Annotated in this window: 14 protein-coding genes; 3 read left to right on the top strand and 11 right to left on the bottom strand. The window is 49.9% G+C overall.

The features are described 5' to 3' along the window. Positions 1-108: 108 nt before the first annotated feature. The gene (locus CRG97_RS06780; protein ID WP_098742395.1) at positions 109-6,183 is read right to left on the bottom strand and encodes a phosphodiester glycosidase family protein; all 6,075 of its coding nucleotides are present in this window, start codon (positions 6,181-6,183) and stop codon (positions 109-111) included. Between the two features lie 487 nt (positions 6,184-6,670). Then, on the bottom strand, positions 6,671-7,765 hold the full coding sequence (locus CRG97_RS06775) for a CapA family protein (RefSeq protein WP_098742394.1): 1,095 nt from the start codon (positions 7,763-7,765) through the stop codon (positions 6,671-6,673). 433 nt (positions 7,766-8,198) lie between these two features. Here CRG97_RS06775 and chrS point away from each other — a divergent pair, with 433 nt between their 5' ends. From chrS to chrA, 3 genes are read left to right on the top strand one after another with little or no spacing between them, the layout of a single operon-like run. Further along, positions 8,199-8,681: a chromate efflux transcriptional regulator ChrS gene (gene chrS / locus CRG97_RS06770; RefSeq protein WP_098742347.1), complete on the top strand. Its 483-nt coding sequence runs from the start codon at positions 8,199-8,201 to the stop codon at positions 8,679-8,681. Positions 8,682-8,734: 53 nt separating this feature from the next. Next, positions 8,735-9,304, top strand: a complete 570-nt coding sequence (chrB, locus tag CRG97_RS06765) for a chromate efflux transporter ChrB (RefSeq protein ID WP_098742393.1) — start codon at positions 8,735-8,737, stop codon at positions 9,302-9,304. After that, a complete protein-coding gene (gene chrA, locus CRG97_RS06760; protein ID WP_076322911.1) occupies positions 9,304-9,846 on the top strand; it encodes a chromate efflux transporter ChrA in 543 nt (180 codons plus the stop codon). Before chrB ends, chrA begins: the two co-directional genes overlap by 1 nt. A gap of 754 nt (positions 9,847-10,600) precedes the next feature. Here chrA and CRG97_RS06755 read toward each other — a convergent pair. The 9 genes from CRG97_RS06755 to CRG97_RS06715 all read right to left on the bottom strand — a co-directional run bounded on the left by CRG97_RS06755 (position 10,601) and on the right by CRG97_RS06715 (position 21,561). Next, positions 10,601-10,960, bottom strand: coding sequence for a Rieske (2Fe-2S) protein (locus CRG97_RS06755; protein WP_098742346.1), 360 nt, complete (start codon positions 10,958-10,960; stop codon positions 10,601-10,603). A gap of 59 nt (positions 10,961-11,019) precedes the next feature. Then, positions 11,020-12,075, bottom strand: a complete 1,056-nt coding sequence (locus tag CRG97_RS06750; RefSeq protein ID WP_098742345.1) for an amidohydrolase family protein — start codon at positions 12,073-12,075, stop codon at positions 11,020-11,022. Positions 12,076-12,103: 28 nt separating this feature from the next. After that, on the bottom strand, positions 12,104-13,654 hold the full coding sequence (locus CRG97_RS06745) for an ABC transporter substrate-binding protein (RefSeq protein ID WP_098742344.1): 1,551 nt from the start codon (positions 13,652-13,654) through the stop codon (positions 12,104-12,106). Between the two features lie 59 nt (positions 13,655-13,713). Continuing rightward, complete coding sequence (locus CRG97_RS06740; RefSeq protein WP_098742343.1) at positions 13,714-14,574, bottom strand: carbohydrate ABC transporter permease; 861 nt, start codon at positions 14,572-14,574, stop codon at positions 13,714-13,716. Between the two features lie 12 nt (positions 14,575-14,586). Continuing rightward, entirely contained in the window at positions 14,587-15,507 is a 921-nt protein-coding gene (locus tag CRG97_RS06735; RefSeq protein ID WP_098742342.1) for an ABC transporter permease, read from the bottom strand. Positions 15,508-15,697: 190 nt separating this feature from the next. Beyond that, positions 15,698-18,013, bottom strand: coding sequence for a helix-turn-helix domain-containing protein (locus tag CRG97_RS06730; protein ID WP_098742341.1), 2,316 nt, complete (start codon positions 18,011-18,013; stop codon positions 15,698-15,700). A 217-nt stretch (positions 18,014-18,230) separates the two neighbouring features. After that, positions 18,231-18,872, bottom strand: a complete 642-nt coding sequence (locus CRG97_RS06725) for a hypothetical protein (protein ID WP_098742340.1) — start codon at positions 18,870-18,872, stop codon at positions 18,231-18,233. Next, positions 18,869-20,212, bottom strand: a complete 1,344-nt coding sequence (locus CRG97_RS06720; protein ID WP_098742339.1) for an alpha/beta hydrolase — start codon at positions 20,210-20,212, stop codon at positions 18,869-18,871. The genes CRG97_RS06725 and CRG97_RS06720 overlap by 4 nt, the downstream gene beginning before the upstream one ends. A 5-nt stretch (positions 20,213-20,217) precedes the next feature. Then, entirely contained in the window at positions 20,218-21,561 is a 1,344-nt protein-coding gene (locus CRG97_RS06715; protein ID WP_098742338.1) for an alpha/beta hydrolase-fold protein, read from the bottom strand. Positions 21,562-21,581: the final 20 nt, after the last annotated feature.

Below are 21,581 nucleotides of genomic sequence, written 5' to 3'. Positions count from 1 at the left end.
AAGTATATGCCGTGAAGACAGACCTCGATTAGTCTTAAAAAAAAAAACCGCCTCTCTCCTCTATGATCATCTACAGGAGAAGAGAAGCGGTATTTTGCCTTCTAGCCTTTACTTCAGTTTGTGCAGCAGATTATAGATGACCTGCGCGCTTTCCGCACGCGTGGTCAGGCCTACCGGTTCAAAGCGGCTCGGTGTACGCCCCTGAACAAATCCGAGGGCATGCGCGGTTTCTACCGCTTCCCGAACCCAGTCCGGGGACTCGGCGAGATCGGCAAATCCGCTGCCCGCGCTAATGCTCTCCTGCTGTAGTTTCATCGCGTGGGCATAAGCGCGTACCAGCATCGCCGCCATTTCCTGACGCTTGATCGGGGCATCCGGATCAAAACGGTCTTTGCTTATTCCACTCACGATGCCCGACCCGGCAGCTGCGGCCACAGCTTCTGCGTACCATTTGCCTGAAACTACATCGGCAAACGGCGCAGAGCTCTCTGCCTGAAGATCGAGCAGACGAACCAGCATCGCCGCAAATTCAGCCCGGGTCACTTGCTGAGCCGGTGCGAAGCGTTCCGTGCTGACGCCTTCGATGAGCTGCTTCGCTGCCAAGTCGGCAATCACTTCTGCAGCCCAGAATGAAGATGGCACATCGGCAAAGGTTTTCTCATAATCAAGTAAACCATAGGCGCTGAAATGCCGGATTCCCGAGGTCATGCGGCCATCTTTTTCCACTCCGCCTATATACTCCAACTCACCATTGTCAGACAAGTAGTACATGGAGATTCTTTTGCCGTTCGTCGCTTTAGATAACGGCAGTTCCAGCGTAATCGGATGATCGAATTCAGTTAAGTTGTAAGCTTTGCCATCCGCTGTCGTCAGTTTAAGTTGGAACTCAAGCATGGCTCCCGCTGAAGTCAGCTTCGCACCAGAGACGCGGGCAGCTTGCGCGATCCGCTGCTTCATCTCCGCATCCGATAACGTGGCGGCACTCAGTTTCATCGTGCTCTTCTCAAGCTGACCAGGATCTGCAAGACCACCCAACTGGCGAAGCACTTCGGCTGGGATCGTTATGGCCAAATTCTTCGCTTCAATATGGATCGAACCATCCTTGAGTATGTCTGCTGCATTCCCTGGCAGCGTGATATCCGTAAAGTTTCCATCCATCGTGATTACAACTTGCCCGTTCGACAGCTTAGCTGTCAGATCGCTCACTGATAAAGTGACACTCCCTGACGGCGGTGTCACAGGCGGTGTTACTGGCGGCTGTACCGGAGGGTCTACGGGCGGGTCTACCGGTGGCTCCGGTCCCGGATCGGGATTCCCCCCGCCCCGGGTGATTACCTTCAAATCATATTCCGACTTAAACCCTTCATAGGTTGCCGAAATCACGGTCGCCCCTTCGGCCAATGCCCGGACTGAACCCAACTCATCGAGCGAGGCGATCTCGGGCTTACTGCTCTCGTAGGTTACCCCCTCGATTAAGCGGATACGGCTGCCGTCGGTATATACCGCCTCCGTTACGGTCTGATCGGTGTCCCCGACCTTCAGCTCGGATTTGCCGCTTAAGCGTATCGACTCTATGCTGCCGTTCGGAATTCGGTCCACCGTAATCTTCACATCTGCATAGACGTCCAGCGCTGTCGTGCTGGTCGCTCTTACAACCGCGCTGCCCAAACCTTGAGCCGTCACGATGCCATCTGCGGATACGGTAACGACATCATTTGCCGGTTCGGAACTGTATACAGACCACACAACGGTTCGTTCAGCCCTGCGCGGCTTCACTTGAGCCAGCAATTTCTGGCTCTCGCCCACAGCTAGCGTCAGCTGGTTTGGCGTTACTTCAATCCGCTGCGGCTCCGGCTTCGTATCCGATTTCGCCAGCGTAAACTCATCCACGACGCGCCCGTCAACTGTTTTGGCTACATAATAAAGCTCGTCTCCCTCCACTTCCACGGAAGCATACATCTGAGTCTTCTCTTCATCTACCACCTCATGCCAGCCTCGCTCGGTGTGGGAGTAGAATTTAGGTCCTGACGATCCCGCCACAACGTAGGTTGTGCCCTTACCGTCCGCAGCAATTTGGTTGTTCATCATCGGATAGGAACGAATATAAATATGATCATGTCCGTTTAACACGAGATCCACGCCGAATTCCTCAAGCACCGGCGCCCACAGGCTGCGTACCTCGGCGGAATCATAGATGCTTCCATAAGGCCCGCGGTGGAACATCGCGATGGTCCATTCCTTGTCATTGCCAGCCAGATCCTGCTGGAGCCACTTTTTCTGATCCTCCAACTGATACTCGCTGTTCAGCATAATGAAATGAACGTCCTTGTAGTCAAAAGAGAAGTTGGTTCCCTTCAGGCTATCCAAGCCATTACCGGGCTGGTTAAAGTGAGCCAGGAAGTCTCCATTCTCCTTATTCCCCATCACTTCATGGTTACCGATGGCAGACACTAACGTCGTATTCAGGAAATGCTTCTGGGCTTCATCGAACCAGTAGTTCCACTGCTCCTCCAGGAATCCCTTGTCGACCATATCGCCGGCATGGACCATAAATTCGGCGTCAGGATGCTCGGCTGCCGCCTTGTCGATCGTATTCCCCCACAGCTCGAACTCCTTCGCGGTAGATGCCTGGGAATCGGCAAAATACAGGAATTTCGTTGTATCTCCCGTAACCTCCGTTGTTCTAAAAGAGCCTTGGGCACTGTAATGGCCTTGTCCATCACCGACACGGTACACATACTCTGTGCCTGGCTCAAGTCCGGCTGCCGTCGCTTTATGGACACGAACGGTGCCGAGATCCAAGGTATGGTACAGTTCGCTAGCACCCTCAAATTTCTGGACATTCGGCGCATCAAAATCCGTAAATTCGGACTGTTTGATCAATTCCACAACGGTATGATCCGTTGCCGGGTCCGTATGCCAATTCAACATCCGCGACGTGGTCGGATCTTCGCCCATGCCCACGCTGATATTGAACGGTACCTTGCTTCCTGCAAGCGGCGATACCTTAAATTCCAAGGCCGGACTATATTGATTGTTCTTCACGGCCTGCACGGTATACGTCTTCACCTGGGATGTTAACGCCGCCGTCTTAAGGATACCCGCAGCATCTGTTGTGCCCATCGTCGCTGCGTCAGCCATGATCTGTACGCCTTCCACAGGCTGACCTTGGGCATCGGTCACTTCAAATACGGTTTCGTATCCCTGTACTGTTCCTTCCTCATTCCAGCTCAGCGCATAATGCGTTGCGATCTGCGATTCAATCGGAAGACCGTAGAACGAAAATTCGGTGTTGCCCGTATCGGTGAAGGAGACCGCTCCGGACGTGAGTGATAGGATGCTGCTGCCGGTTGCGTTCTTTTTCACGTCGTACCGGATTTGGCCGATCCAATCCGTATCCTGCAGGGATGCGGTATGGATGTCCTTCCAAGTCACTTTCACTACTCCTGTTGTAGCGTCAATGTTCGCGCTAACCTGGGATGGGCTCAGCTTGTCCCCCGGTATGAGCGCCAAATTCTCCACTTTGCTTGGATCGAATTGGAAATCGACATGCCCGCCGCGAATTTGGGAGGTCTTCACTCCGCCGATATCGAGCGTATAACTGCCGCCAACATAGATCGTATCCGGCGTATCGTACACCACCTTGGCTGCGCCCGTATTTACGGTGAAGTTCCATTCCTCGGTCGTTTGGTTACCTGAGAGATCACGGACGGTTACCTTCGCCTGATGGACCCCATCGGCAAGCGGAACATTCGGCGTGTAATGAATTTTCCCTTCCGGCGGATAAAGGGTATGCTGTACCAAGCTGCCGTCCAGATAGAATCGGATTTTGTCCGGATCAATCAGCGTCGTTCCCGGGTGTGCGACAGGATCATAGCCCGCATCCTCGGCATACACGGTTATGGTCGGCGTATTCACCTTGATCTCCTCACCATCAGCTGGTGAGAATTTCTTCAGAACCGGCGGATCAATATCGTCATTCGCCGGACCGTACAATGCACGAATTTCGTCCACGTAGATGGCACCGGCGTCTTTTTTCGCGGCCTGGGTTTCCATATATCTTACAGGCATGTCCATCACCAGCGGAAGGGTTCTTCCTTTGGGAACGGACGCTTCGAGATACTTCCATCCCTTGAAATCAACACCAATCGTCTGATCGGTAAAATCGAGCGGGATCGCGCCCTTGCTGTCACGCATTTGGGCACGGAGCCAGTGCGCATTGCCATCCCCGTAGACCCACATGCTGATCTTCTCCGGATAACCCGGAATTTCGATATTTTCCGCTGCGCCATTCGTCTGCAGATAAGCGCCGGAGGTGCCTGTCATTCCGGTAAAATCATACTCCAGCTTCAATGCGCCATTCCCCGAACGAATGTAGGTCTCATCCGTTTCAATGGATACCTTGGTCGACTTATACTGCGCTCCGGCACTTGGTTTATAACGGCTAAGGCCGTTCTCAAAATCCTCGAGCATCACCGGAGGAAGCCCCACATTCACATCAATGGTAGTTTCAACATTTCCGTATTTCACATGGATTTTGCCACTGACATCCTGCTTGTTCGTGGCAGTAAACGTTCCATTGGCGTCAATCGTCCCGATATCGCCTTCGGTTCCCCATTCAAAACGACTGTTATCCGCCTGAATCACCTGTCCATTGCGAAGCGCCGTGACCTTGAGCGTCTCGGTCGATCCAGAGGAGAAGGTCTTCACGGCGTCGGAGAATTTGAGCTCGGTCAGCTCATCGACGACTTCCAATGCGGCTGTTCCGGTCAGATTACCGGATTGCACGGATATCTCGGTCACACCCGGTTGATTCCCTGCCGTAAACTTCCCGCTGGCGTCGATCGTCCCATAAGCAGGGTCAACGCTCCATACCGCAGCCTCCGTCATTTTTGCCGGATGCAAATTCTGATCCACGGCTGTCGCCTTGAAGGTTGCAGAGGAGCCCGTCAGCACTCTCTCCAGTGTAGGCGCAACGACCAGTTTATTCGCTGCTCCTTCAGGCGCCTTGTTCACCAGCAAAATGCCGTTGGCCGTCTTGCGTTCGCCGCCATCCGATGGCGAGTTGAGCACCTTGCGCGTGGCTTCTCCCGGCAGGCGGGCAACGAAGGTAGCCGAACCGCCTCCATCCAGATTCAGTGCGTTTACCACACCAAGCTCTTGCAGCATTTCGCCAAGTTCAATGTAGTTAAGCCCTTCACTGAAGCCGGGCTGACGGCCATCGACCTCGAACAGCACGACGGTTCCGTCCGCTTTGGTTCCCACCACCGTTCTTGGATGCACGGCCGGATCGGTATGCTGCTGGACTACGCCATCCTGCACCAGCATCACCGTACCGCCAATCGCCATCGTGACATCCTTCCACTCGTTATCCAGCTCAAAACTTGCCGTCACTTCATCCCCTGCCTGGAGTCCGGCAAGCTTGCTCCGCTGTGAGCCTGATGCGGACAGAACCACTTGGTTGGAGCCGATTGGCGAGTTCCCCTGATCCTTAAGAACGGAGGCCACCTTCATCGTCAAGATCTCCCCGCTGGCGACCCTGCCGCTCACGATATCCAGAATAACCTCGTCTCCAAGGTTATTGGTCATCGTTGTAGCATTGAATTTTTCGGTATAAAGGACAAGGGCGTCCGTCCCTCTGAGACGGTTGATGGATGATAGACTGCTTACCACTCCGCCTATCGTCACGTTTTTCGTCAATTTCGGACTACCGTACAGGCTGGTCCCGTCCGGCTTAATGCCAAAGGCGTTCCGGCCACTGGGCGGATCCGTTAATAACTCCCCGCCCCCCATAAACAATCCGAGCGGAATTCCGGTGGACATATCGTAAAAATCCCCGTTCACTGCCGCGATGACGCGGTTGCCTGCCTTGTCGGCATCGGATGCCATTTTGCTGACTCCCTGCATGCCGTAGACCTTGCCATCGGTGAGGCCGGGCTGAAGCTCCAGATTCCCTTGCGATGGATCAAACTCCACCATGTGGACCTTCTGCTCGCCACCGCCCTTTTGCATATTCGCCCATGTATATGTAGCCCCTGGCCCAATCTCCATCTGCCGCATATCAATGACCGATGACGCGGCGGCGACCGGGTCGGCTGCAGCAGCTTGTCCTGCGGGAAGCAGCAGCGAAAGCAACATCACTCCGCTGAGCAGCGACGATATTTTCTTTTTGCTTTTTATCATGTACATTAATTCCTCCTTCTCTGTGCTTGAACTCTTGTTCCTCCCGGATGCATGTCCGTGAATGAAAGACCTACTCTGGAGTATAACGTTAGCTTGTTAATTCCACCTCCAATCTGTGTTAAGACGAAGTTAACTCTGCCGCTATCGGCTTTTACATTCCGTCATTAGCTGGAAGGGCTGCAAAAATGTATGCTTCCGTTTCTTATTCACCGCTTCCAACGAACGACCGAAGTTAACCCGTCTTCTTTCCCTTATCATATTGAAATTTTATTTCGAATTACAATATATTTCGTAAAACTTTATTTTATTTTTTAGCGCAGGAATTTCTGGCTGGATGGCGTAAGTGCGGATTTTGTCGAATGCAGAGAATGAGAAAAAAAAATCCATGCACCCCCGTTTCTGACATTTTTCGCGGAAGGTCTTCCCCAGCGCACAAAAAAACAACCGCGTCCTATGGTTATGGTCGCAGTTGTTTATAAACTTCCTTTTATTTTTTGGTGACATTGCCGTTGGCATCAATTTTTGCATTATAGGAGAGTTTGTTCAGTTTCGCGATGATGTCTTTGTTGTACTTCTTGTCCATCAGATTCGGTTGACCTTGTATAATCTTCACCGGCGTAATCCGGCTCGTGATCTTGGAGCCCTGGATCTCAAAATGGACCATCATCGACAGTAAGGTATTGTCACCGCCCCGGGTCGAGCGATTAAACACGAAGTTGCCCAGCGAATAATAAATCGGTTTGTTCTTGTAATACTCAATGCCCATCAACGTATGGCTGTGGGAACCAATAATAATGTCGGCACCCGCATCGATCATCTTCTTCGCCATCGTGCGTGCATATTCTTCCGGATAGTCGGCAAATTCCTCATTCCAGTGGATATACACGATTGTATAATCGTTTGTTTTTGCCGATTTCTTAATATGGGTCAACATCGGCTCCATCGTGTAGGCGGAAGCAGCGCCCGGATGGTTCTTGCCCGCAATCCAAGAATTACCCGAGAGCACCCGGCTGACTCCCAGGACAGCAATTTTCTTCCCATCAATGTTCTGCACGTAAGGCTGGAAGGCCTCGTCAATATTGCGCCCGGCTCCCGTGTACCCGATCTTCTGGCGCTTCAGATGTGTAATCGTATCCAGCATCGCATGCTGCCCATAGTCCAGAATGTGATTGTTAGCCAGCGTTACGCCGTCAATTCCTGCATAGACCAAGCCTTCAAGCGTATCCGGTTTCGAACGGAAAGCAAAGGTTTTATCTGCAGCCTTACCCCGAGTGGAGACTGGTGTCTCCAGATTGGCAAACGCCATGTCCGCTTTTTTCAAGATGGGGGCGACCTTCTTAAATGGGTATAGGTTCCCGAATCTATCAATCTGGCTCCCCACGTAGCCGTCCAACAGAATGTCACCTGCAAAAACAAGATCTATCGGTTTGCCCTTCGTCTTGGCTTGAGTGGTTGTGCCCGCTTTATCCTTAGTCTCCTGTACCTTGCTCTGAGTCTCTTTCTCATTCGTGCCCGCTGCCGAAACAATGCTGACCGGGAGAATCATAACGATAACCAGAATGAGGCAAAATAATCTTTTCATATCGATGCCGCCTTTCCAAATAAGGACTTCTAAGAAGCTAGTCATTTACCACGTTTATCCTATCATAATTTGATATAAAAGGGTAATTCTATAAAATGAACCATTTAATAGAATTTAAAAATGGATTCTAACCAGTTATCCCTTTCAGCACTATGCATGCGGATTATTCTTCCGATCCCTGTTGCCCCCAGATTTTTTTAACGGATTAAAAGTGGTTGAACATCCACATAAATCAAATCTATCTTTTTCTATCCATAGTCTTAGACTTGAAAAGCGGACAAAAAGTTTCAAACTTTGCAAATCAGATTGAAAACATTATAAATTGATTATATATTTAAACGTATCGCAACTATAACTTTCATTTTAATTACGTTTTGTAATAATTATGTCGGGTAACTCTTACATATAAGTAAAACCAAAGGAGCTGCAGCCCATGAATATTCATTCTTCCGGTGAAAACGCGCCTCCCCTGATTGATGATACGGACCGCAAAATCATTGCGATCCTCGGCAAGAACGGGCGAATCTCGTACACCGATTTGGCCAAGGAGATTGGGTTGTCCCGCGTTGCCGTACAGGCCAGGGTCAACTCCCTGATCGATGACGGCGTCATTGAACGGTTCGCGGCGGTCATTAATCCGGAGAAAGTGGGGATTTCGGTGTCTGCTTTTTTCAATGTGGAGGTCGAACCCAAACATCTACAGCAGGTAGCTGACACATTGGAGAACGAGCCGTACGTAACAAGTCTGTATCATATGACCGGTCCCAGCAAGCTGCATATGCACGGACTATTTACCGATCATAAGGAAATGGAAATGTTTTTAAATGAGAAGCTTTACCCGCTCCCGGGCATTACAAGTGTGGATACGCAGATCTTAATCAAGCGTTATAAAAGCCGAATGGGCATCCGACTTTAACTCTTACAACAGAAAGGACTCATACCTTGCCTGATAAAACTAGCAACCCATACATGGAATTAACGTTCGGCATGTTCCGAACCGGAATACTCGGCTACGGCGGCGGTCCTTCGGTTATTCCGTTGATCCGTCACGAGGCCGTCGTTCGTTACAACTGGCTCAGCGACGATGAATTCGGGGAGGTGCTCGCGTTAGCCAACGCGCTTCCGGGTCCCATCGCCACGAAGATGGCCGCCTATCTTGGTTACCGGGAAAAAGGGGTGCTTGGCGCCACAGTCGCCATTCTCGCGCATATCCTTCCGACCTGTATTGCGATGATCGCGCTGTTGTCGGCGGTGACGTTCCTTAGCAGCTCCAAAGTGGTGGCAGGCATGATTGCCGGCGTTACGCCGGTCATTGCCGTGATGCTGGGAACGATGGCTTACGAATTTGGCGAGAAGGCTGTAAAGGGGCTCGGCATCTACGCCGGGATCGGATTTTTCGCAGTGTCGTTTCTTCTGCTGGAGAGTTTCCAGATTCATCCGGCCATTGTCATTATACTGTTCCTTGCCTACGGCACCGTACATTTCAAAACCGTAGCCAAATTAAAAAAACAAAGACGGGATAAGGAGGGGTCCGCCTAATGGAAGAGTGGCTTCAGCTGTTGATCAGCTTTTTCGTCACCAACGTGCTCGGTTATGGAGGCGGTCCTGCTTCCATCCCGCTCATGTACAAGGAGATCGTCACGAATCACGGCTGGCTGACCGACCCGGAGTTCTCCAACATGCTTGCCCTTGGCAATGCGCTTCCCGGGCCGATCGCCACCAAAATCGCCGCTTTTGTCGGGTACGACGTATCCGGCTGGATGGGCATGATCCTTGCCCTCGCGGCTACGGTTATTCCTTCGGCGGTAGCTCTCATCTGGCTCTTGAATCTGCTGCAGAAATACCGTACGTCGCCAGTCGTCAAAGGGATGACCCTGTTAGTTCAGCCGGTCATCGCGATCATGATGCTGACCCTTACCTGGCAGATGGGCAAAAGCTCCGTCATCTCCATCGGCCTTCTGCAATCCCTCGGCATCGCCGCCATCGCCTTCTGGGCCATGAACATCCGCAAGATCCACCCGGCGCTGGTGATCCTGGCCGCGTTTGCTTACGGGGGCTTGGTGTTGTCGCAGGTGGTGTGAGGGGGATTGTATAAAACATCTATAACCCGTTCGGGATAATCGCCATGACTAAAAGAGCGAGTGTGAGGGACTCATTCCCACCATACTCGCTCTTTTTTCAGTCGACAGCCAACCAAGCCATGCCCCGGACCACGCACCTTACCTAATACCCCGCTTAGACTAATAGGGCAATGAGTAGAAATTCATCTGTTTAACGGGACGCCTTAACCGGACGCCTAAAATATGATCGCCATATCATTTAATATGTCCGAAAGTCCTCTTATTCGTCGTGAAGGCTTCCTAACGGACACAGAATACCTTATTTTGTCCAAAACAGCCCTTTTGGTAACTTTAGCGGACCCAGAGGACCTTATTTGCTGTTTTTATTGGTATTTGCACCCGTAATTCGCACAATAGCGGATCTGGAGTCCGGTACTTTGTAAAAAAACGTAGTTTGGGACTTAAATAACGGATGTAGGGTCCGTTAAAAGCTGACATAAGTACCTTGGGCGCCCATGGTTGGCAATGAAACCTGCAGTTTCCCATTAAGTAATCCCAAGAAGTGGCGCAAGGTCACAATAACCAGGAGTAGGCCAGGAAATTTGCCACATCCGATTATATCCCAACGTTAGCGACATCTCGTTATACCCAACTCCCAACGAACGTGCCTTGATCGTCACCTGCATCCAACAAGTATCCAATGCTCGATGGTCCCACGTTTGTTCACATTGGATGGAGCCCCTCTGTCCTTAATGATACTCTCTCAACTCCCCACCTACTTCCTCCCCATCACCACCCCGATCTTGCCCTCATGGACCTCTACCTTATACTTCTTCACCCGGATGCGGTCGCTGAACAGCGACTTGCCGGTCTGCAGGTCAAACTCCCAGCCATGCCAGGGACAGCGGACGATCTCGCCTGTCCGGCCGTATTCGTAGTCGTATACCTCCGAAGGAAGCGTCGTACCGGAGACCAGTCCTGCACAGATCGGCGCCCCCTGATGCGGACAGTAGTTGAGAATGGCATGAAACTCGCCGTTGATCCGATAGATGCCGATTTCGCGTCCCTCAATGTTTACGACCTGGTGTCCGCCCTCCGGTATGTCCTCCTCCGCCATCACGTAATGCACTGCCATGCATGCACCTCCTTATCTGATGCAGTTTCAAATTACCTCTACGTTCTTCCTCCATCCACTCAATCCAACCGATACAGCTGCTTCGCATTCTCGTAAAAGATCTTCCGCCGGGCCTCCGGCTTCAGCCCCCGCAAAATATGGCTTGGCGAGTCGAAGTCCCAATGCGGGTAGTCGCTGGAATAGAGCAGCATGTTCTCGGCATCAATCATGTTGAAGAGATCGATGAGATGCTGCGGATTGTCCGGCTCCTCGATCGGTTGCGTCGATAAGTAGCAGTGATCACGGATGTACTCACTCGGCATTCTCGTCAGCCAGGGTACGGTTGCGCGCAGTGCCTTGTAATTTTTATCCAGCCGCCACATCAGGCCCGGCAGCCAAGCCACTCCACCTTCAACCAGAACTACCTTCAGGTTCGGGTACTTCACGAATACACCTTCACATACCATGCTCACCAGATGCGCCATGAACATCTGGGAGAGGCAGGTGTGCCACTCAATGTAGCGGGTCGGGTAACCGGCCGCGGTGGGAGCCGTCGAGCTCCCGCCGCCTTCCGCTCCCGGATGGATCGCGATTGGAAGGCCGCCCCGCTCCGCCGCTTCGTAGATCGGGTGATAGTGGCGCTGTCCCAGCGGCGAACGCGCCGCGCTGGAGATCATCACCTCCACGATATCCGGATGGCTACCGATCCGGTCGATCTCGCGTGCCGCCAGCAGCGGATCCTGAGTCGCTACCGCCATTGCGCCTTTGAACGCTTTATGTTTGCCGAGCCACTCGGCGATCAGATAATCGTTATAGGCCGAGCATATCGCTGCCGCATAATCCGGATCATGCGTGGAAGAGATATTATAGACGACGCCCGTCAATACAGCATAATCAAGATTGTAGCCTTCTATCAGCTGCTTGATCATATAATCGGGATCGGAACCGGCTTTGCCACCCCCCGGAGGGATCGAGTCCTTTTTCATCACGCCGATTGGCGAGTAATACCCTGAGCCTGCATAACCGATGCCAGATGCGGCTACCCGGGAGCGCCAGGGCTCCTGCAAATATGGAAGCAGCGCCCTGTCTTCCTGCTCGTTATGAACGTCGACATCGATAATCTTCATATCGTCCATTGCCTGATTCCTCCATCTCCATTGCGGATTACTTACCGCCGTACGTGCGCGTATAGGCGGTGTTGTACATAGTAAGGAGTTCATCGGAGCCGAGTTTCTTGGCCTGGTCAATAAATTGCTGATAGGTGGTGTCGTTAATCGGGGTTTTGCCGGTCACGAACTCCGTCACCTTTTGCTCAAGGAATTTGTTCAGATTGTTCAGCTTCGATTTCTCGAGCTCCAGCTCCTCTTCCGTCTTGACGATCTGTTTCGGTGCCGGGACAATGTACTGCTCATACCGGGTATTGATATCCTTGCTCTTCTCGCTTAAACCACGCTCCCACACTTCACGGGATTTAGCGTTATTCAGCGTGATCAGGTCATACCATACGCCCCAGTCCTTGCGCAGCGCATTAAACGGAGACTCGCCAAATTCCTTGTTATATACCGCTTTACCGTTCTCCATCGTATACGTTTTGCCTTCGATTCCCAGGGACAGATAATTCGTTCCCTCTTCGCTGACCAAATAATCAAGGAATTGAACGGCACGCTCCTTATCCTTCACTTTGGCCGAGATTGCTCGACCGACGGTGCCAACGACCGGACGGGAAAACTGATAGTTCTTGATCCCTTCGGCGGCAAAGGAAGGAATCGCGTCCAGCTCATACTCGGCCGCACCGGCCCCCCTCGCCTTGACAACCAAAGATTCCAGGTCCGCCTTCCAGAAAAACGTCACCAAGGATTTGCCGGTTAGTATTCGCTCCTCCCACTGCGCTTGCGTCAGCAGCGAGAATTCCGGATCCAGCAATTTTTCCGCATACAGCTTATTCAGATAGACCAGCATATCCTGATAATTCTCATGGTAAGGCGCGAACGCGTATTGATCCGTGGTCGGATCCAGATTGTAGAAACCGCTGATCCCCGTGAAGATACGCCCGAAGGTCGTATACAGCCCCGTATCGCCAACGATGGCATTGGATATGAGCGGATAGGAATCCGCAACCTTTTCCTTCAATGTTTTCAGATACTGATAAAATTCGTCCACGGTGGTCGGTGCCTGTATCCCATGCTGATCCATGATATCCTTGCGGGCATACCAGATAAAGTTGAAGCCCTTGCCCTCCGCATCCCCTTCCAATACGGGTACGGTGTACAAGCCTCCGTCCGTGCCCGTTGCCAGCGCTTTGGCCTCAGGATATTTGTCGTAAAAGGCTTTAAGATTCGGCGCCCGATCCAAGTAATCATTGAGATTCAGAAACACCTTCTCCGGTCCATGCTCCCTGCCGTCCTGCGTCGGCACCTGGATAAAATCCGTCGCAGTATTCGTGGCAATCATGATCTGCCTTTTCTCCTCAAGCCCCTCCTGACTGACGATCTGGAACTTCACTTTGACGCCCGTCTTCGCCTCGATCTCTTTGAAAATCTCCCAGTCATCCCGAACCTTGCCCTCAACCCGGTCGTATACCAGCCAAGAAAAAGTAACTGGTTTGTCAGGGCTTAACGTCCCCGAATCATCCTTGCCCCCGCCGGTGCATCCCGTAACCAGCATCGCGCAGAGCAGGATCATGGCAAGTGCTGTTCTGAACCCCTTTCGCCTCATTCCCTAACCTCCTTTTTATCTTCACAACGTATAGAGACGGATCTGCTTGAAATCCATAACTACCCCTTAATGCCGCCAATCATCGTGCCCTGTACAAAATATTTCTGGATAAACGGATAGACGCATAGGATCGGCAGCGTACCGATCATGATCATGGCGTATTTCAACGTCTCCAGATGCGTCAGGTCCCCTTCGCCCTGCACATTCGTACCAGCTATCAGGATGTTGCGCATCATGATCTGCAGCGGATACATCTCCCGGTCATTCAGATAGATCAAAGCGCTGAAAAAAGAATTCCATTGATTCACGGCCGTGAACAGGCCGATCGTGACCATCACCGGTACGGATAGCGGCAGCACGATCCGCACCAGAATCTGCATGGACCCGCATCCGTCGATGGCAGCTGCGTCCTCAAGCTCCTCCGGCAGCGCCTCGAAGAATGTCCGCATGATAAACAGATACCATGTGCTGATCAGTGACGGGAGCACGATCGCCCAGATCGTATCGAGCATCCCCAGCTTTTGAACGATCAGGAAGGTTGGAATCATGCCGCCGCTGAACAGTAGCGTGAACGCGGCCATCAGCAGAATCACTCTCCGGCCGGGCAGCCATCGTTTCGCAAGTGGATACGCCATCGCGGAGGTCGCCATCAGCGTCAGTACCGTCTGCAGGAAGGTATAACGGATCGTGTTCCAATAACTCACCCAGAGGTCCGAGTTATAGATAAGCTGTTCGTAAGCGATCAGCGTGATTTTCTTCGGCCATAGCAGTACGGCGCCACTCGCGACCATGGCATTGTTGCTGATGGAAGCCGAGAATACGTAAACCATCGGATAAGCCATTACAATGATCAGCACAATCATGAACAATACATTGAATACGTCAAACAGCTTCGAGGCCAAGCTTTCCTGCTTTTTCATCGCGCACCTCCCTTACCACAGGCTGGTCTCCGAATATTTGCGTACGATCCGATTGGCCGCAACGACCAGAATGAAGCCAATCGCCGATTGGAACAGGCCCACCGCGGTAGCGAAGCTGAAATCGGCATCGAGGATGCCCCGCCGGTACACAAAGGTGTTAATGACATCCGAGGTTTCATAATTCATCGTGTTGTAGATCAACAGTATTTTCTCAAAGCTGGCCTCCATGAAATTACCGAGCGACAGCACGAACAGAATAATCATGACAGGCACCATGCCGATGAACGTAATATGCCGCACTTGCTGCCATCGGTTCGCCCCATCCATCTTGGCCGCTTCATACAGCGTCGGATCGATTCCGGCAATCGCAGCCAGATAGAGAATGGTGCCCCATCCCACCTTCTGCCATATTTCGGAGCCCACATACACCGTCCGGAACCACTCCGGCATGCCCAGAAACATGATCGGCTCGATGCCAAGCAGCTTGACGAGCAGATGGTTCACCACGCCCGTGGTGGGAGACAGGAAGGTCACGAGAATGCCTGCGATCACGACGGTGGATAGGAAATGCGGCATATAGCTGATGTTTTGCACAAACCGTTTGAACCATTTGCTCTTCAACTCATGGAACAGGGTCGCCAGAATGATCGGCGCCGGAAAATGAAACAGGAGATCGTACACATTCAGCATGATTGTGTTGCGAATCAGCTTCCATGCATCGGGGGTGACATAGAAAAATTCAATCAAATGCTTGAATCCGACAAACTTGCTTCCCAAAATGCCCCGGCCGATCGAATAGTCCTGGAAGGCGATGATGATGCCGTACATCGGCGCGTACTTAAATATCAAGTAGTACAAAATGCCGGGCAGCATCAGCAAGTACAACGCTTTATGTTTTCTCAGAACATAGCCGATCCGTGATAGCTGCGCCAATAATCCCCACCTCCGATTGAAAGCATTTACATTCGTTTGTTGTTGTCCCCACTATACGAGCCGTGCTTACTTCGCGTAAAGCATGCATCTTTTCCTTAAGACACATGTTTTGCACTGTCTGTGCCGCAAGGCTTTCAGCTTGTTCCATGCAAAAAAAGAGACTTCAGAAAATAATGCAGTCTCTTCTTTCCTATTGGTGAAAACTCCGGTATTTGGCGGGTGTAATGCCTTCATATCGGCGGAAAGCCCGAATCAAAGAATTCCGGCCCCAATACCCGACCTTCTCGGCAATTTCGTCAATTTTCAAATCGGTTTCAAGCAAAAATTGCTTCGCCTTCATCAGCCGGTACTTCGCGATATATTCCACGTATTTCTCGCCGACCTCCTCCTTGAAGGTCCGGCTGAAATGCCCGATGGACATATTCAACATACCGGCAAAATGCTCGATCGACAGCTCTTGATCATAATGCTCATGAATGTATTCCACAATCTCCATAAACTGTTGACTGCGGCTGCTGGAAGCCGGCTTCCGGAACAGAAAACCATGAACCTCCTCGAAACAGCACGTCAGCTCGTCCCATGTCATGCAGCGATTCATTCGTTCGAACAGACCCGAGTAATACGGAACGTTGAGTTCATTGCGCTCCGATTCCACGGCCCGAATCCAGGTGTTGAGCACATCGGCAAGCAGATATTTCATCTGCATGGCTGATGCATCCTTGCCCTTTCCCTCCTCCAGCAGAGCAAGCACGGAATGAAGCAGCTTGTCATACTCCCTCGTTTTGTACTGATTGAGGATCCGCTGGACCTCCTGCACGGATAGGAAAGAATCCCACTGCTGCAGCTCCCGGGAAGGCTGACTGCCGCAAATCTCCACCGCGGAATGCAGCCCCCGGTACTTCAGCATGGCCAGCGCATGCTCATAAGACTGGTGCAGCTCTTCAATGGCATGAACGGTCTTTCCGATACCGATGGTCGCTTTATAATAAGCACCGTATTCGAGAAAAACGTGCCTTATCTGCTCCGCTATTTGTTCCGGATGGTCCTCGCCCTCCGTAATGGGACCATGCTCCACGATGCAAGCTATCAGATCCGGCCTTGTCTGGCAGATCCAGACCATGCCATGTGCCAGCCGATGAATCTTGTCCTTCAGCTCCGTCAGCAAAAAAGTCTTGGTGGATTCCGATGCCGACTCGTAAACGGTTGGATCATAATGGAACGAGATGCACAGGACGGTTCTTGCCGCCTTATGGCTGTAGGCAAACTCAATCTCCTTGGCATAGTACTCAATCGATAAAGCATCGCGGTATTGCCCCAGCAGGATTTTCGTAAAAAACTGCTCCTGCACAATCGGAAGCATCCCGTTCACCATCTGGAACAGCTCTTTATTCTCCGTCATAATGAACTGGGAATAGCGTTTGATGACATCAAACTCGTTTCCTTCTTGGCCGACCTCCCCGTTCGGAGTGTGATGCAGCTTCAGTCCATCCTTAATCTCCCGAATCGGTCGGTATAAGCGCCGGCTTAAATAATACGAGGCGAGTGCGCCAACAATGAGAAAGAATAGAAGAAACAACCAACAGATCCATCGGGTCATATAGACCGGCTTCATCAATGTCCCTAAATCGATCATGCTGATATAATGCCAGGACTCGTCAAAGCCGGATGCCATGAAGGACAGTCCCGTCTTGTCCGATATCGTGAATTGCGAAGCAATGCCCTCTGTACGTATTCGCTGCTGCAGGGCAAGCTGGTCCTGCTCGGTCAGTCCGTTCTGGGCTATCACTTTGGCCGCATCGTCCACAATCGCCGTGCCCGTAACCCAGCTCTCCGGAATATGAATCTGCTCCTGAAGCTTGTCTCGTTTCACTTCGACCAGGAGATAGACTTCAGGAGCCGCGGTATTAAACGGGTAGCTCATGGAAGCCGTCAACGTGTCGGGGGTATCCATAAAGTCCATCATTTTTTTGCCGGATAATTCAGCTTCCAACTGATGGCGGCGGTTCAGATCCAAGGGATAATGGGAATGGAAATAATACGCTTTATTCGTGTAGGTTTCGGCATCCATCATCAAATCCTGGTGAACAAAATAATAATACGCCCTCTCGACGAGATCATCCGATTCCAGCTGCTGCAGCTGCTCCCGCAGGGAATGAAGCAGTTCCGGAAGCAACTGGCTTTCCGGCGAAGAAGCCATGGGAGCGAGAAGCACGCTCCGTAATCTGGAGGTGCTGAGGATATTAATCATGCTGGTCTTCAAGGACTGAAGCTCGGTATCCGTCTGCTCGGAGAATCGATTCATCATCACTTGGTTAAAACGCTCGGCATCCTTTTCAATGATACGAACGACAAGTACCTGCGCAAGAACCGACGCAACAATGACGGGGATGAGAATGAGGAGAAAATAGTTGGCGAACAGCCTCCAAAACAGGGTGTACCTTCTGGGAGGCAGAGAATCGGTATCCCCCGGCTCAGGTGATCGGTTAGGAGGCGTCCTTCGCTCCATGAATGTCCCCCCCTTGATATTTAAAATTGCAAGTAACAAGGCTTGCATTTACGTCTACTATATTTTGATGTAAGTTATATTATTCGCCGCAACTTCTGTGCATGGAGCCTCAAGCCCTTGAATTATGCATAGACAAAACTGAAGGGCTGCCCCAAAGGATCTTTGCAGACCTTTTGAAACAGCCCCTATTCTTGTTATTAATCAGTTCATTAACTCATTAGAGCGTTCGAAACTTCATATCCTTACAATCGATGTGGAACGTAAATGTTCTCTTCTCACTCTTTCCACGGAGCGAAAGTCGAAAGGCTATGTTGTCTATATTTTTTTCTACCAAACCTTTTGTACTCACCCAACCATGTATTTCTTTCTTGGGCTTGATTGTAACGGTGCCAAAATCCGGATTTACAGGAGCTATTCCCACGGTTTCAGACGGCTTGCCTGCGACATTATTGTTCGCCTCTACTCGCGTACTGAGCAAATCAACAGTGATATTCTCATCGTCTGTATTGTTTTTGACCGTGACTTCAAAGTCGGTTGTACTAGCTGTAAGCCTAATGGCATGTACGGTAACTTCAACATCTTTCAGTTCTTGTGTAATAGGAATTTTCTCCAATTTCACATTCCTGCCGCTAGAAGTGGTTCCCTCTTTCTTTTTAACATTCCGATTTGAGTCTGCAACTTCACGAACAGGAAGATCGATTCTACCCTGTATTGAAATCGGCTTGTCACGCAAGACTTGCTCCTTATCATCAATAAATAATTGATAATCTTTTGTCTCCGCTGTTAAGTTCGATGCAGATGCGGAAATCCCTGTGAAGAATATAGCACCGCAAATAAATCCCACACCTATTTTTTTCATGTTTCATTCCTCATCCAATGTTCGACGTAAATTTCAATCTTGGTGTCCTCTAAAGCTGTATATTTATGTTGAACGGGTTTGCCGCTTGAATCCACCTCAACGATTCCATCCTGTCTACTGATTTGATAGATGAACTCAGCATATAAAGGCACCTGCAGTTGATTGTAGTACATACCCTTGCTCGGATCTTGAATCAGAGGAAACCAAGCATACAGGTTCATATCGACGGGTGTATTTGGCGGAACATGAACGACCATGTCCAAGGTCACACACTCTTTTTTCTCATCAACAACACGAATCTCTGTAGTAGCTTCCAAGTCCTTGTATTTTACGATTACCGAGGTGACCCCTGTTTTCTTAGGCACGATGGTTCCGTTCACCATTACTTCCGCGATCTCTTGATCTTGCACTTGATAAGCGGCTCGTAATAAGGACATTTTAAAGTCATCCCCAAATTCTAGAATCGCGTTCAGTCGGCTAGTAGGACCTACAATACCAACCTCTTCACAACCGATTAACGATAATGAGCGAGCTTCGCCTTTCCTTCCAAAAAAATGAATGAGTGGAGATGATAATCTTGCTGCCCAATCTTTCTCCACATGAGCAGCCCCTGGATCATTGAAATAGATCAATTGAGTGTCGGCTTCGTAACCTAAATCTACGAGTTCCTCTGTCACTGCACGGGTATGCTTATCCATGACTAAAGTTCCTTCAGAGCTCCCTAAATCAATCCATATTTGGGATATTGGCTGCTTCTTTGTAAAAGTATGATAAAGCCTGATTTCTTCAAGTGAAATGGGATCTACACAATAAAAATAAGGGGAAACGATAGCTAGTTTACCGAATATATCTGGATTACGAAACCCGATATGATAGGTAACTTGTCCGCCTCTGGATGAACCCATTAGCGCTGTGTGTGCAGGATCTGATTTCGTTCGAAAAACCGAATCCACGTAAGACTTCACTTCTTCAATGATAAACTTTTCATAGAGATGACCTTTGGGGTGAATCGGAACTTTATCGAGTGGATACAGCACCCCCTCCAAATCATGGGTATATTCGTCGGACCTCTCTAGTCCCATATTAGGAATACCTACAACGATGATTTCTTCCAATTTGTGATCACGGATCAATCGATCAACGGTTTTATCTGCATGCCAAGAATATCCATTGAAGGCGGGGTGAAAGATATTTTGCCCGTCATGCATGTATAATACAGGGTAGAGCTTGGTCTTGTCGTACGCATAACTAGGGGGAAGATAGACAAAAATATCTCTCTTATTATCCAAATGCGCCGAGTAAAAGCTCTCAATTCGCAAAATGCTTGACTTGTATGTCATTTTCATCACCTTTTACAATTCTCAGGTATGAGATCTACCCATTGATCTACTTCGTAATTCAGGATTAATCCATCATCGGTCGTAAACTTTCGATATGGAACTTCCCTGCCTTGAATGTCTGTTTCATGCATGCCTAATCCACGAGAAATACGGAATTCAAACGAAATGCCTCTTGGCACCTCAAACGTTCCGCCATATAGTCCTTCTTGAATCATGGGTAACTCTATACCGGCATATAACTTATCGGTTTCTGGCGTAAATGCCGGCACTTTAACGGAAAGATTAACGGTGACTGTATCGGAAATATAGGGCACAACTGCGATTTCTAATTGAGCTGTTAGATTGTTATTCATATATGTGATGATGGTCTTCCCTACTTTTTTGGGGATTAATCTTCCTTCCTTTGTTACCTCCAAAATATCGGGATCACCAACTTCGTATGTTGCATTTAAATCCGTCATCATAAATCCGCTATCAAAGTGTACCACCGAATTTATTGTTCGCTTAAGTCCATCTATGCCAACAGCCTTAGGACCATGCAAATCAACACGGACTGGCGTACCTATTTCGCCAAAAAAATAAATTAACGGCGCATGAACCCGAGCCGCCCAATCCTTTTGAGAGTGGCCAGAATTGACAGCAAGATAATACATCAGGTCATTTCCCGGCTGGTAGCCGCTTTTAATAAGTATATCTGCCACATATCTCACATGTTTCTCCATCACGGTGAAACCCTCAGCATCTCCTACATCTATCCATATTTTAAGATCCTTTTTTTCTGTGTATACACGGCTTAACCATCGATCTTCCATTGTGCTCGGGTCGACACTGACAAAGAATGGGCATAGCGCACCTACCATTCCAAAAGTATCTGATTGGCGGAATCCTATATTGTAAGACACAAGTCCACCCGCGGAGGACCCCATTAACGCCGTGTTACGCTTATCAGGTAGCGTTCGATATTCTTTATCAATGTAAGGTTTAACTTCTTTAATAAGGAATTCCTCATAAAGTTCGCCTTGATTGGTCGTATTAAAAATATTATGGCCATCGGGATTGGCATGCATATATTCTGATATTCTAGTGTCTTCTACATGAGAGATGGCAACAACGATAATTTCTTTCATTTTCCCCTGAGACACCAATGCATCCACTGTGGTATGAATATCCCAAGATTCGCCTTTGTGATCTTCAAAGAACATATGCTGACCGTCATGCATATAAAGGACGGGATATCTTTTTTCTACATCCTTTTCATAACTAACGGGTAAGTAAATAAACATATCTCTCTCATTATTAAGAATACTGGAATAAAAGTTCTTGATGGCGATTAACCGCGATAAATTCACAAGGCATACTCCCTCAACTA

The sequence above is a fragment of the Paenibacillus sp. EZ-K15 genome (assembly GCF_002573715.1).
GTDB lineage: Bacteria > Bacillota > Bacilli > Paenibacillales > Paenibacillaceae > Paenibacillus_AQ.
This window is presented reverse-complemented; position numbering and strand designations above follow the sequence as displayed.

What these genes read in the sequence shown, in the direction of transcription:
- CRG97_RS06720 (WP_098742339.1), bottom strand. Translation starts at nt 20,212, where the DNA reads ATGACATACAAGTCAAGCATTTTGCGAATTGAGAGCTTTTACTCGGCG.
- CRG97_RS06745 (WP_098742344.1), bottom strand. Translation starts at nt 13,654, where the DNA reads ATGAGGCGAAAGGGGTTCAGAACAGCACTTGCCATGATCCTGCTCTGC.
- CRG97_RS06775 (WP_098742394.1), bottom strand. Translation starts at nt 7,765, where the DNA reads ATGAAAAGATTATTTTGCCTCATTCTGGTTATCGTTATGATTCTCCCG.
- CRG97_RS06780 (WP_098742395.1), bottom strand. Translation starts at nt 6,183, where the DNA reads ATGATAAAAAGCAAAAAGAAAATATCGTCGCTGCTCAGCGGAGTGATG.
- CRG97_RS06730 (WP_098742341.1), bottom strand. Translation starts at nt 18,013, where the DNA reads ATGGAGCGAAGGACGCCTCCTAACCGATCACCTGAGCCGGGGGATACC.
- CRG97_RS06755 (WP_098742346.1), bottom strand. Translation starts at nt 10,960, where the DNA reads ATGGCAGTGCATTACGTGATGGCGGAGGAGGACATACCGGAGGGCGGA.
- chrB (WP_098742393.1), top strand. Translation starts at nt 8,735, where the DNA reads ATGGAATTAACGTTCGGCATGTTCCGAACCGGAATACTCGGCTACGGC.
- CRG97_RS06725 (WP_098742340.1), bottom strand. Translation starts at nt 18,872, where the DNA reads ATGAAAAAAATAGGTGTGGGATTTATTTGCGGTGCTATATTCTTCACA.
- chrS (WP_098742347.1), top strand. Translation starts at nt 8,199, where the DNA reads ATGAATATTCATTCTTCCGGTGAAAACGCGCCTCCCCTGATTGATGAT.
- CRG97_RS06740 (WP_098742343.1), bottom strand. Translation starts at nt 14,574, where the DNA reads ATGAAAAAGCAGGAAAGCTTGGCCTCGAAGCTGTTTGACGTATTCAAT.
- chrA (WP_076322911.1), top strand. Translation starts at nt 9,304, where the DNA reads ATGGAAGAGTGGCTTCAGCTGTTGATCAGCTTTTTCGTCACCAACGTG.
- CRG97_RS06750 (WP_098742345.1), bottom strand. Translation starts at nt 12,075, where the DNA reads ATGGACGATATGAAGATTATCGATGTCGACGTTCATAACGAGCAGGAA.